Source organism: Antarctobacter sp. (assembly GCF_965277915.1).
In the GTDB taxonomy this organism is placed as follows: domain Bacteria; phylum Pseudomonadota; class Alphaproteobacteria; order Rhodobacterales; family Rhodobacteraceae; genus Antarctobacter.
Window position 1 is genome coordinate 2,926,548 of record NZ_OZ255849.1, and the last position, 11,865, is coordinate 2,938,412.

9 protein-coding genes are annotated in these 11,865 nt (G+C 63.3%); all 9 read right to left on the reverse strand.

Going from position 1 to position 11,865, the window contains the following annotated elements:
* Positions 1-1,404, reverse strand: coding sequence for a UDP-N-acetylmuramoyl-L-alanine--D-glutamate ligase (gene murD, locus ACQY5B_RS15030; RefSeq protein WP_420324646.1), 1,404 nt, complete (start codon positions 1,402-1,404; stop codon positions 1-3).
* 49 nt (positions 1,405-1,453) lie between these two features.
* Positions 1,454-2,536, reverse strand: a complete 1,083-nt coding sequence (mraY, locus tag ACQY5B_RS15035) for a phospho-N-acetylmuramoyl-pentapeptide-transferase (RefSeq protein ID WP_305970465.1) — start codon at positions 2,534-2,536, stop codon at positions 1,454-1,456.
* Between the two features lie 11 nt (positions 2,537-2,547).
* Positions 2,548-3,990 carry a UDP-N-acetylmuramoyl-tripeptide--D-alanyl-D-alanine ligase gene (locus ACQY5B_RS15040; RefSeq protein ID WP_420324645.1) on the reverse strand — a complete coding sequence of 481 codons (1,443 nt, stop codon included), beginning with the start codon at positions 3,988-3,990 and terminating at the stop codon, positions 2,548-2,550.
* On the reverse strand, positions 3,987-5,480 hold the full coding sequence (locus tag ACQY5B_RS15045; RefSeq protein ID WP_305970463.1) for a UDP-N-acetylmuramoyl-L-alanyl-D-glutamate--2,6-diaminopimelate ligase: 1,494 nt from the start codon (positions 5,478-5,480) through the stop codon (positions 3,987-3,989). The genes ACQY5B_RS15040 and ACQY5B_RS15045 overlap by 4 nt, the downstream gene beginning before the upstream one ends.
* A 68-nt stretch (positions 5,481-5,548) precedes the next feature.
* Positions 5,549-7,342, reverse strand: a complete 1,794-nt coding sequence (locus ACQY5B_RS15050) for a peptidoglycan D,D-transpeptidase FtsI family protein (protein ID WP_420324644.1) — start codon at positions 7,340-7,342, stop codon at positions 5,549-5,551.
* The gene (gene ftsL, locus ACQY5B_RS15055; protein WP_305970461.1) at positions 7,339-7,686 is read right to left on the reverse strand and encodes a cell division protein FtsL; all 348 of its coding nucleotides are present in this window, start codon (positions 7,684-7,686) and stop codon (positions 7,339-7,341) included. Before ftsL ends, ACQY5B_RS15050 begins: the two co-directional genes overlap by 4 nt.
* Position 7,687: 1 nt before the next feature.
* Entirely contained in the window at positions 7,688-8,680 is a 993-nt protein-coding gene (gene rsmH / locus ACQY5B_RS15060) for a 16S rRNA (cytosine(1402)-N(4))-methyltransferase RsmH (protein ID WP_420324643.1), read from the reverse strand.
* Positions 8,681-9,133, reverse strand: coding sequence for a division/cell wall cluster transcriptional repressor MraZ (locus ACQY5B_RS15065; protein ID WP_420324642.1), 453 nt, complete (start codon positions 9,131-9,133; stop codon positions 8,681-8,683).
* 809 nt (positions 9,134-9,942) lie between these two features.
* A complete protein-coding gene (locus ACQY5B_RS15070) occupies positions 9,943-11,688 on the reverse strand; it encodes a DNA methyltransferase (RefSeq protein WP_420324641.1) in 1,746 nt (581 codons plus the stop codon).
* Between the last annotated feature and the right edge of the window lie 177 nt (positions 11,689-11,865).

Below are 11,865 nucleotides of genomic sequence, written 5' to 3' on the forward strand. Positions count from 1 at the left end.
CTACTCCCTTGCCAATTCCGTCTCGACGCAGGCGATGAAATCCTCGCCGCGCTTCTCGAAATTGTCGTATTGATCAAAGCTCGCGGCCGCTGGCGCCAAGAGCACCACCTCACCCGGCTCTGCATCCGCTGCAGCACGGGCCACCGCCGTGGCCATGTCGCCGCAGATTTCCACTTCGGTATCAGTCAGTTGCAAGGCAAAGCTCTCGGGTTCCCGCCCGATCACATAGGCCTTGGACACATGCGCCAACCCCGGCTGCAAGGCCTCCAGCCCGCCTTCCTTCATCAACCCGCCGCAGACCCAGCGCACCTTCGGGAAGGCCATCAGCGCCTTCAGCGCCGAATCCACGTTTGTGGCTTTGGAATCATTGACATAGGTGACGCCCTTGGACTCGCCCACCCGTTGCGAACGGTGCGGCAAGCCGGTGAAAGTCCGCAAGGCGGCTTCGATCTCACGCGGGCCAAGACCCAGGCTTCGGCATGCAGCAAAGGCGGCACAGGCGTTCTGGTGGTTATGCGCTCCCGGCAGGCCGACGATCTCGCGCAGGTCAATCGAGGCCACCTGCCGCCCCTTGCGCCATTCGGACAGAAATCCTTTACGCGCAAAGACATACCATCCGGGACCCAAGAGTTTCTGACCGCTTGCCACACGGATCACCCGGTCATCCGCGCGCCCCTCGGACAATTGCCCGGCCAGGTAGGCGCCTTCGATTTCGTCCACCCCGATCACGGCCCGGTCCGGCCCACCCTCGGCAAAGAGCCGGCGCTTGGCCGCGAAGTACCCGCCAAGACCGGCGTGCCGATCCAGGTGATCGGCGGAAAAGTTCGTGAAAACAGCCACATCCGGCGTCAGGCTGCGGGCAAGATCGGTCTGGTAGCTGCTGAGTTCCAGCACCACCACACCACCGTCCCCCGGCGGATCGATGTCCAGCACACCCCGACCGATGTTGCCCGCCAACTGGCTGTCCCGCCCCGCGGCGCCCAGGATGTGATGGATCAACGCCGAGGTGGTCGATTTACCGTTCGATCCGGTGACGGCCACAACCTTTGGCGGCTGGTCATAACTGTCCCAGCCATGCCCCAAGCTGCGGAAAAACAAGCCGATATCGTTGTCCACGGGCACACCGGCACGCAGCGCCGCCGAGATCACCGCGTTGGGCTGCGGATACAGATGCGGGATCCCCGGCGAGGTCACCAGGCAGGCCACATCGTCGAATGCATCCTCGCGGTCCAGCCGCCGCGCCTCGAACCCCTCGGCCTCGGCCCGCTCCCGGGCGGCCGCCGTGTCGTCCCAGACCAACACGCGCGCCCCGCCTTCGCGCAGCGCACGCGCCGCCGAGAGACCGGATCGCCCCAGCCCCAGCACCGCGACAATCGCTCCGTCAAACCCGCGTACCGGGATCATGCGCCCACTCCCGTCACTTCAATTGCACCAGCCAAACCGCTGGTATCCCTCAACGAACCTTCAGCGTCGCCAGCCCGATAATCGCTAGGATCAGCGAGATGATCCAGAAGCGGATCACGATGGTCGGCTCGGCCCAGCCCTTTTTCTCGTAGTGGTGATGGATCGGCGCCATGAGGAAGACGCGCTTGCCGGTCCGCTTGAAGTAAAGCACCTGGATGATCACCGACAGAGCTTCGACCACAAAGAGCCCGCCCACGATGGCCAGCACGATCTCGTGCTTGGTCGCCACGGCAATGGCCCCCAGCGCGCCACCAAGCGCCAGCGATCCGGTGTCGCCCATGAAGACGGCCGCCGGCGGTGCGTTGTACCACAGAAAGCCAAGTCCCCCGCCGACAACACCTGCCGCAAAAACAAGGATTTCCCCTGTCCCGGGCACATAGTGCACGTCCAGGTACTCGGTGAAATCGACCCGGCCGACCGCGTAGGCGATAACGCCCAGCGTCGAGGCAGCGATCATCACCGGCATGATGGCCAGCCCGTCCAGCCCGTCGGTCAGGTTGACCGCATTGGCCGCGCCCACGATCACGATCATGGCGAAGGGAATAAACATGTAGCTGAGATACAGCAGCGTGTCCTTGAAGATCGGGAAGGCGACGCTGTAGGTCAGGTCTTCAGGATGGTAAGCAGAGGCCCAGAAACCCGCGATCCCCGCGATGATAAAGCCCAGCAAAAGCCGCAATTTGCCGGACAGACCGGCTGTGTTCTGCTTGCTGACCTTGGCATAATCATCGGCAAAGCCGATGGCCGCATAGGCCACGGTGACGAAGAGAACCATCCAGACAAAGGCATTGTCCAGCCGCGCCCAGAGCAGCGTCGAGGTCACCAGCGCGCCGATGATCAGCAAGCCGCCCATCGTCGGCGTCCCGGCCTTGACGACATGCCCTTCGGGACCGTCGTCGCGGATCGGCTGGCCCTTGCCCTGCCGCTTGCGCAGCACATTGATCAAGGGACGCCCAAAGAGGAAACCAAAGATCAGCGCGGTCAGAAAGGCGCCGCCCGCGCGAAAGGTGATATAGCGGAAAAGGTTGAAGGCGTCCCCGCCGTCACTGAACTCTGTCAGCCAGAAAAGCATGGCCTGTCCTTTTACCCGTCCAAGTCCGGTGTCGCTTGGCGCAATTTGCGTATGGCGTCAACTACGCGCCCTACCCCCATCGAGAGTGACCCCTTGGCCAACACCACGTCACCCGCATCGAGATCGCGCGCGACCCGTTCTGCCATCTTGTCGCTGGTCTCGGTCCAGTGCCCGCGCTTGTCGGCGGGCAGTGCGCGCCAGAGATGCTGCATCAACGGACCGATGCAATGCACCATGTCGATCCGTTGCAGCGCCGGGTTGCCGGCAATGGCACGATGCAGGTCCACCTCGCCCTTGCCGAGTTCCTTCATGTCCCCCAGGTAGGCGATGCGCCGCCCCTTGGCCACGCGCCCGACATCGTGCCGAGGCTGAGCGGCCGCCAGAACCTCCAACGATGCGGCAAGCGAGGCCGGGTTGGCATTATAGGCATCATCGATCAGCTCGACGCTGATCCGTGTATCCACGGGGTCCAGCATGATTTTCTCACGCTGGCCGCGGCCCGCACCGGGATGCCACTGCCCTATCCCCATGACCGTCACCGCCGGGTCAAGTGCCAGCGCCTCGGCCACCGCCAGAACGCCCAAGGCATTGACCGCAAAGTGCCGCCCGGGGGCCATGACCTTGAAAAGACGCGGTTCCGTGCCCGCGCGTCCGATCGCCACGGTGCAGGCGTCGCGCACGGTGACGCGGTACAGACGGTACTGGTTGCAGGCACGCTCGCCAAAGCTCACCGCCCAGCGACGCCCCTCTTCGGCCCTTTCCCGCAGAATGGGACTGACCGGCAGATCGCCGTTGAAGATCGCGGTTCCGTAGGGTTCCAGCCCGTCGAAGATCGCGGCCTTTTCATGTGCGATGCCCTCGATGTTCTCGAAGGCGGCCAGGTGCGCGGGGGCGACAGTTGTGATCAACGCCACATGCGGGCGCGCCATCCGCGCCAGCGGGGCGATCTCGCCCGGGTGGTTCATTCCGATCTCGATCACGGCAAAATCCGCGTCACGCGGCATCCGAGCCAGCGTCAGCGGCACACCCCAATGGTTGTTGTAGCTTTTCTCGGCCGCGTGCACGCTGCCATGCGCGCCCAGCGTGGCGCGCAACATCTCCTTGGTCGAGGTCTTGCCTACCGATCCGGTAACCGCCACGACCCGCGCCCGCGTCCGGGCGCGCGCGGCTTTGCCCAACGCCTCCAGCCCCGCCTGTACGTCGTTGACAAGCAAGAGCGGCGCCGCGTCATCCACACCCTCGGGCACACGGCTGACCAGCGCCGCTGCGGCGCCCTTGTCCAGCGCCTGTTGCACGAAGTCGTGCCCGTCGCGGGCGGCCTTGAGCGCCACGAAGAGATCGCCGGGTTCCAGCGTCCGCGTGTCGATGGACACGCCCATAGCCGCCCAGTCGCATGGGGTGCTCCCTCCCGTGGCAGCGACCGCCTCGGCAGAGGTCCAGAGAGGATCGCTCACAGCCCCCTCCCATCCAGCGCCGCCACCGCGACGCTGGCCTGCTCGACATCATCGAAGGGATAGACCGTGTCGCCGATCGTCTGGCCCGTCTCGTGGCCCTTGCCGCAGATCAGCAGCGCATCGCCCGGTCCCAGGCCGTCGACACCGCGCAGGATCGCCTCGGCCCGGTCAGGCACCTCGAAAGCGTCGGGCGCACCGGCCAGAACCTCGGAACGGATGGTCGCCGGGTCCTCTGTCCGCGGGTTGTCGTCGGTCACGATCACCGTGTCGGCATGTTCCGTGGCCGCCATGCCCATCAGTGGGCGCTTGCCCTTGTCGCGGTCGCCCCCGGCGCCAACGATCGCCACCAAACGCCCCATCACATGCGGGCGCAACGCCTGGCAGGCTGTCGCCACCGCGTCGGGCGTATGGGCGTAATCGACAAAGATCGCGGCGCCGTTGTCACGCTTGGCCGCCAGCTGCATCCGTCCACGCACCGTCCCCAACAGCGGGAGCACGTCAAAGACGTCCTCAGGATCGCCGCCGCAGGCAATCACAAGCCCCGCCGCCACAAGGATGTTTTCCGCCTGAAAGCCACCGATCAATGACAGCCTTTCCTGCCGGACGGTTCCTTCAAAGCTGAGCCGGATTTCCTGCCCCGTCGCGTCGAAACGCTGCGCCTCAAGGCAGAGATCGGCGGCTTCGCGCCCCACGGTAATGACCTCCTGCCCACGCGCCCGGGCGATGGCCAGCATGTCCACGCCGCGCGGGTCGTCGATGTTGATGACGGCCACGCCGTCCTCGGGCAGGACGCGGGCGAAGAGCCCTGCCTTTGCGGCAAAGTATTCGTCAAAGCTCGCGTGGTAATCCAGGTGGTCCTGGGTAAAGTTCGTGAACCCGGCTGCCGCCAGCGTCACACCGTCCAGCCGCCGCTGTGCCAGCCCGTGCGAAGAGGCCTCCATCGCCGCATGCGTGACACCGGATTGCGCTGCCCCCGCCAAAACGCGGTGCAGGGTTATCGGCTCTGGCGTCGTGTGTTTCAGCGGCGTCTGCCAGTCCCCCTCGACACCGGTGGTGCCGACGTTGACAGCCCGCAGCCCCAGCTCCTGCCAGATCTGGCGGGTAAAGCTGGCGACGCTGGTCTTGCCGTTGGTGCCGGTGACAGCGACCATCGTGGCCGGCTGCGCACCGAACCACAGGGCCGAGGTATAGGCCAGCGCCTGGCGCGGATCCTCGGCAATCACCAGCGCCGCGTCGGCAGCAGCAAGGTCATCGGCTGCGATCCTTGCGCCCTCGGCATCGGTCAGAATCGCGGTGGCGCCCATGCGCAGGGCGTACTGGATGAATTCGCCCCCGTGCACCCGCGTGCCGGGCAGCGCCGCGAACAGGAAACCTTCTTGTACTTCGCGGCTGTCCACCGCCAGCCCCGTCACCGTCACATCGCGCCCACCACGGGCATGAAGCCCCAGTTCCGACAGGCTTTTTGACAGAATCTTGCGTTCCGACGCCATCTCTCGTTTGCCCCCAAGGTCGTTTGCTTGCCCGCCGGCCCCGGCAACGAGGCGCGCGGCGGACGACCTCAGTCCGAGGCCGTCGTCAACGTCTTCACTTGCCCCTTATCATACTCCGGAGGCAAGCCCAGAAGCGGCGCGATCCGCGCGATCATTTCGGCGGCCACCGGCACGGCGGTCCAGCCCGCGGTGCGCCGCGGCCTGGAGCCGGTGGTTTCTACCGGCTCGTCCAGCATCACGACAAGGGCATAACGCGGCGCATCGGTAGGGAAAAGGGCCGCGAAGGTGGCGATGACCTTGTCCTTGTGATAACCACCCGTCTTCTTGGGCTTTTCCGCGGTCCCCGTCTTGCCGCCGACACGGTACCCCGGCACCTCGGCAAAGGTCGCCGTGCCCTTCTCGCCGATCACGACCTTGCGCAGCATCCGCAACGAGGCCTCTGCCACGTCGTCCCGCAACAGCTTGTCCCCCACCCGTGGGCGGTCACGTTTCAGCAGTGTGGGTTCAACGACATGCCCACCGTTCCCGATCATCGCGTAGGCCGCCGCCAGGTGCAGCGGCGAGACAGAGATACCGTGCCCGTAGGAAATCGTCACCGCAGACAGGTCCGTCCAGCGCGCGGGCACCAGCGGCCTGGCCCCCTTGGCCTCGACGATTTCCAGTTGCGGCGGCTCGAACATGCCCAGGTTTCGATAGAATTCCTGCTGGCGCCCCCGCCCGATCATCATGACGATCTTGGCCGTGCCGCGGTTCGAGCTTTGCGCGATCACGTCCGTCACGGAAATCTTGCCGTAGTTCTTGCCGTTGAATTCACCCACCTTGAAGCCGAGAACCTCGTAGGGCGGCGAGGTGTCGATCGTGGTTTCGGGATGGACCAGCCCCATCTGCAGCGCCTGTGCCACCGTCAGGATCTTGAAGGTCGAGCCCAGTTCGTACAGGCCCTGCACCGCGCGATTGAACAGCGGGCTGTCATCGGGCTGCCCCTCGACCGGCGGACGGGGCCGGTCATTGGGGTCGAAATCGGGCAAGGAGGCGAGAGCGATCACTTCGCCCGTATGCACATCCATCAGGACACTGGCAGCCCCCCGGGCGTTCAGCATTTTCATGCCCGCGTCCAGCACCTCCTCGGTCGCCGCCTGCACCGACAGGTCGATCGACAGCGCCAGGGGCGCACCCTCGCGCGCCGGGTCCCGCAGTTCCTCGTCAAGGTATTTCTCGATCCCGGCGGTGCCCACCACCTCGGCCGATGCAACCCCCTGCCGGCCGAAACGCGCACCACCAAGGAGATGGGATGCGATGGCACCGTTGGGATACAACCGCATCTCACGCGGACCGAACAGCAGACCCGGTTCGCCGATGTCATGCACGGCCTGCATCTGCTCGGGGCTGAGTTTCTGCTTCACCCACAGAAACTTGCGCTTGGGGTCCGTGAACCTGCGCGCCAGAGCCTCGGCCTCCATCTCGGGGAAGATCCTGGCCAGTTCCTCGGCAGCCCGCAGCGGGTCGATCATCTGCTGCGGATGGGCGTACAGGCTGTGGGTCGACATGTTGGTGGCCAGCACCCGGCCCTGCCGGTCGACGATGTCCGCCCGACTGGCAATGATCGACGCGCCGCTGGCTTGCGCGCGCGGCTCTTCGGGCTCCGAGGCGGACAACATCCCCATCCGGGCCCCCACGACGCCATAGGCACAGAGGAACATCATCGCCAGCACCAGCAGGCGGCCTTCGGCGCGCAGGCGCATCCGGTCACGCATTTCCTCGTGACGCAACCGGCGGTTCTCTCGCTCGATGGCATCGGGGTTCTCGCCGTTCTGGCGGGCCTCGAGGATACGGGCTAGCGGCCGAAGTGGGATACGGGTCATGGATTCGTCGCCCCGGAAGAAGTCACGTCGATGGGTTGGGTCAGCTCAAGGATCTGAAGCTGGGGAAAGGCGACCTGGTCGACCTTGGCGAAATGGTTCGGTGTCAGCGGCAACAGGCCCAGTCGGTCAAAGTTCAGTTCAGCCAGGTCGCGCAACCGGTCGGGCCGGTTCAAATAGGCCCATTCCGCCCGCAGGATGGCCAGCCGCTCGCGCGCGGCCCCGATTTCGCGCCGCAGGTCGTCAACATGGTCCAGTTCCGCCTTGGTACGGTAGTTCTCATGATAGGCCCAGTAGCCGGAGGCGATGACGGCCGCGGCCGCGAGCAGGAACAGAAGGCTGCGCATTTCATCTTCTCCTTGTGGTCGGTTTCATCTGCGGCGTGGACAGTTCCGCCGCCTCGACGGGACGCGCGGGAACGGTGGTACGTCGCCCCACCCGCAGCTTTGCGGAACGGGCACGAGGATTATCCTTTAGTTCGGCTTCATCCGGCCCGATCGCCTTGCGTGTCAGGACTTCGAAGGGTTCCGTGGCCTCGGGCTCCTCGGCGGCATAGCGGTTGACATGAGTCTTCTTGCCGCCGTGCAACTGGAAGAAGCGCTTTACCATCCGGTCTTCGACCGAATGAAAGGTCACGACCGCCAGCCGCCCGCCCGGTTTCAGAACCCGTTCCGCGGCCATCAGCCCCTGCCACAACGCGTCGTATTCGCCGTTCACGGCGATGCGAAGCGCCTGGAAACTGCGGGTGGCCGCATGGGCCTGACCGGGCTTTGTGCGCCCGATGACCCGCTCGATCAGTTCGGCCAGCGGCAATGTCCGGTCAAAGGGCCGATCCTGCACGATGGCCCGCGCGATACGGCGCGATTGCCGCTCTTCGCCGTAGATATAGAGGATGTCGGCAAGTTCCGACTCGCCTGCGGTGTTGACGATGTCCGCGGCAGTGCGCCCGGCCTGCCCCATGCGCATGTCCAGCGGCCCATCCTTCATGAAGGAGAAACCGCGATCGGCCCGGTCAAGCTGCATCGAAGAGACGCCCAGATCCAGAACCACGCCATCTACGGCCTCTGCGGCCTCGTCCATCTGTGCGAAATTGCTTTCGACCAGTTCCAGCCGGTCGCCGTAGGCCGCCCCCCAGTCGCGCGCCAGGTCATGCGCAAGCGGATCACGGTCGATCCCGATCACCTTGTCGGCGCCCGCCTCCAGCAGGCCACGAGTATATCCGCCAGCGCCGAGGGTGCCGTCGATCCAGATACCCTCGACCGGCGCAACCACCTCCAGCAGCGGGCGCAGCAGCACCGGAACATGAGGTGCGCCGCCGTTATGCGCCGCGGGATCACTCACTCAGACCTCCTCGACCTCGTCCAGCCATTCCATCGGGTCCTCGGGCAACTCGTCCATCAGGTCGCCTTCTTCGATCGCATCGGTCGGCTGATAGCGGTCCGCCGCCCAGATCTGGAACTTGTTCAGGCTGGCCACGGCATAGGTTTCGCCATCGATGCCATAACGCGCACGCAGCTTGGCGGGGATCACGATGCGCCCGGTGTCGTCGACCGAGGCATTGACCGAACCCGAGGAGTAGATCTTGGACAGAACCCGCTTGCGCTCGCCCGATTTCATCGCGTCGATACGATCCTCGATGCGCTCCATCTCTTCGACGGTATAACACTCCAGGTAGGGCAGACGCGGGTTGCCGTAGACCATGACAAATCCCGGGTTGCCGTTGTCCTTGGAATCCTTTTCCCAATCAGGGTCACCGGCCTCGAGGACACGACGAAAGGAGGCGGGAATGCTCATCCGCCCCTTGCCATCGACCTTCAGTCGATGCTCGCCTCTGAACCTCAGCCTGCGGCTCACTGCCCTCGGCCCCTCAACTCCCCCGTTTGAAACGAAATACGGCGGGTTGATCAGCTGCCATTGATCAACCCGCCGCTTGACCCGCTAAGCGGGTGTCTCCGACTGCGCGCGCCACCTGGGGGGGATGTCTGCTCGCCCGCGCGCCGGATCCTTGTTGTAACGATGAGAGCGAACGCCTGTATGAAACCTGCTCTTTTGTTTTTGTGAGTTCGGTGCTGGGCCTTGGGTGCCCCTGCCTCCGCGTCTCATCGTGTGAACTATTGATGCCATGTCACTTCATGGTAATCAATCCCTTTTTGGGGGAAACTGCGGAAAGCACTGGTGATCAGAGCCTTGCAAAAAAGGGAAAATCGCGACCACAGGGCAAAACTGACACAAACCTAGCGGGACGCCAGAAACCCAATACAAGATATAGACACGAACAGACGTGAGAAAAAACTTCCCCTACAGTCCCATGAAATCCTGGGAAAAGGCGTGCCGGGCGGTCGCGCCCCCGGCCACACGCGTCAAATGCCTGATCTCGGCCCTCGAATCACCCTAAATCTGACCGCACCTGGCGCTCCCGGCGCAGATCTGCCCAATCGACCCATGGTTTCCCACCCCGGGTGCCATCAATTCCCAAACGGGCCACGGGCGGAGCCAGTCGACCCGCTCGCTGTGCAGCCCGGCTTTAGCCAGTGTAGCGTGACGCTAATTTTTGCAGTGAATTACACCAAGATTTACAGCAACGCGGTTTTGGCCCCGGCGCCCTACCCTGCAGCCCGACGCGTTCGGAAGGCGGGCATGACATTGGTCGCCTCGGCTGCGATCTCGGCCGGAGTATCTTCCAAGCCGCCCTTGATCGGGAACATCATCTCGCGCTGAGCCAGATCGCGAGGCTTCTTGTAGGCATCCTTGAACGACTGCTTCCGCCCGATGGCCGCAGCGGCAACCGTGTCCAGCATCGCGGGAACGTCAATCGTGGATCCTGCGAACATCTCTTCCACAGTAATGATCTGAAGGCCTGGAATAGATCCGAAGAGGGTATCGACCTTGCCGAACTCCCGGGCGGCGTCACGCATCCCCCTGGTGGGTTCATGAGCGCAGATCAGGACCCCGATGGCCTTGGGGTCCCTGGTAAGCTGTCGTTGGGTTTCAACGGTACCAGCCAGATCACGCACCATCCCGGGGTTCAGGCTGCGCCCTCCCTTCACCGATACGATCCCTCTGCTCCGATCATCGCTGCCAGTCAGGTAATAGAAGGTCCCATCGATCCCCCCGTCGTTGCGGAACTTGCCAGAGTGCATCGCCCCCAGAGCACTGACCGCCCACTCCTCGAACTTGAACGGGTGGTTTTCGGCAAGCCATAGAGCGCCGTCGGCGCTCTTGGGGATCCCGAACACTTCATAGTCAACGGCCGGAAAATGGTGCTTCAACCGGTCTTGAACGACATGCATGGATTGAACCGCCACGTCTATACCGATCCAACGGCGTCCAAGTTCCTCAGCGGCGTGCAACGTGGTTCCACAACCGCAAAACGGGTCGAGTATGACGTCACCTTCCTTGCTAGAGGCTTCCAGTATGCGTTTCATCAATTCGACAGGCTTTTGTGTCGGGTAACCCAAGCGTTCCCGCGAAACATTGTGCAAGGGGCGAATGTCATCGATGATGTCTTGCAAAGGCATTCCCGGCAACTCATCAATGTACCGTTTTCGCTGCGGTACGCCTCCTACTTTCTTGGGCCAATGTATTCGACCTTGGGCGTCCATCTGGTCGAGTTTGTCATGCGGAACAGCCCAATGACGCCCTTTGGCACGAACATCTATTCCTCTCCAAGGGTCGCCTGATGGCCCATTTCTGGTTCCCGCCCCTGTGAGGTCTGCGCGGCGCCACCGTCGTCCGTCAGGGTCTTTATGCGTAAAGAAGGCATCGATGTAGGTTTGATCGTAAGGCTGCTTCGCCCGATTCCAGGTGAACTTCTCCCCCGCAGAATAGAACAGGATCACATCATGCACTGGCCCCCAGCGTTTGGCGCTTGAGTGGGCGCTGGTTCGTTTCCAGATTACTTCGTTCCGAAAATTCGAAGGGCCGAACACCCCGTCCAGGATGATCTTGAGGTAGTGACTAGCGGTTGGATCGCAGTGGAGATACAGGCTGCCGGATGGTCTCAGAACCCGGTGCAATTCCTGCAGCCGGGCCGACATCATCGTCAGGTAAGCAAGCATGTCATTGGTACCGAGGATCAGCCGGAGGGACATCAGAACATCGGCCACCCGCCCGGGAACGGACGTTACTTCGTTGAAGGCTTCCTCGGCCACTTCTCCCCAGCGCCAGGTATCATCGAATGTCGCGATCTGAGCGTCGGCCCAGCGGTCCTTGTCAGGACTCTTGAATAGCAGGTTATAGGTCGCGTTCGAATTGAACGGAGGGTCGAGGTAGACCAGATCCACGCTCTCGTCGGGAATATACTCGCGTAGGATATGAAGGTTGTCGCCGAAGAAGAATGAGTTGTTCATGTATCACCTCTGCCTCCCCCAAGGCCCGGTCAGTAAAGCATGCATTCGGGTTCAAATTTTGTCGGCACGCCCAAATCCTTGAAAACTGTGACTGATTGGCAGCTTACCGCGACATTGTGGGTGGACGACTTCTAGTCCCCCCAAATGTTGCCCGTTAAATGTTCAACCCCCGATTAA

Excerpts from the sequence above, each read along its gene's own strand:
- murD (WP_420324646.1), bottom strand. The coding sequence starts at position 1,404 with ATGATCCCGGTACGCGGGTTTGACGGAGCGATTGTCGCGGTGCTGGGG.
- ACQY5B_RS15070 (WP_420324641.1), bottom strand. The coding sequence starts at position 11,688 with ATGAACAACTCATTCTTCTTCGGCGACAACCTTCATATCCTACGCGAG.
- ACQY5B_RS15050 (WP_420324644.1), bottom strand. The coding sequence starts at position 7,342 with ATGACCCGTATCCCACTTCGGCCGCTAGCCCGTATCCTCGAGGCCCGC.
- ftsL (WP_305970461.1), bottom strand. The coding sequence starts at position 7,686 with ATGCGCAGCCTTCTGTTCCTGCTCGCGGCCGCGGCCGTCATCGCCTCC.
- ACQY5B_RS15065 (WP_420324642.1), bottom strand. The coding sequence starts at position 9,133 with ATGAGCATTCCCGCCTCCTTTCGTCGTGTCCTCGAGGCCGGTGACCCT.
- ACQY5B_RS15045 (WP_305970463.1), bottom strand. The coding sequence starts at position 5,480 with ATGGCGTCGGAACGCAAGATTCTGTCAAAAAGCCTGTCGGAACTGGGG.
- mraY (WP_305970465.1), bottom strand. The coding sequence starts at position 2,536 with ATGCTTTTCTGGCTGACAGAGTTCAGTGACGGCGGGGACGCCTTCAAC.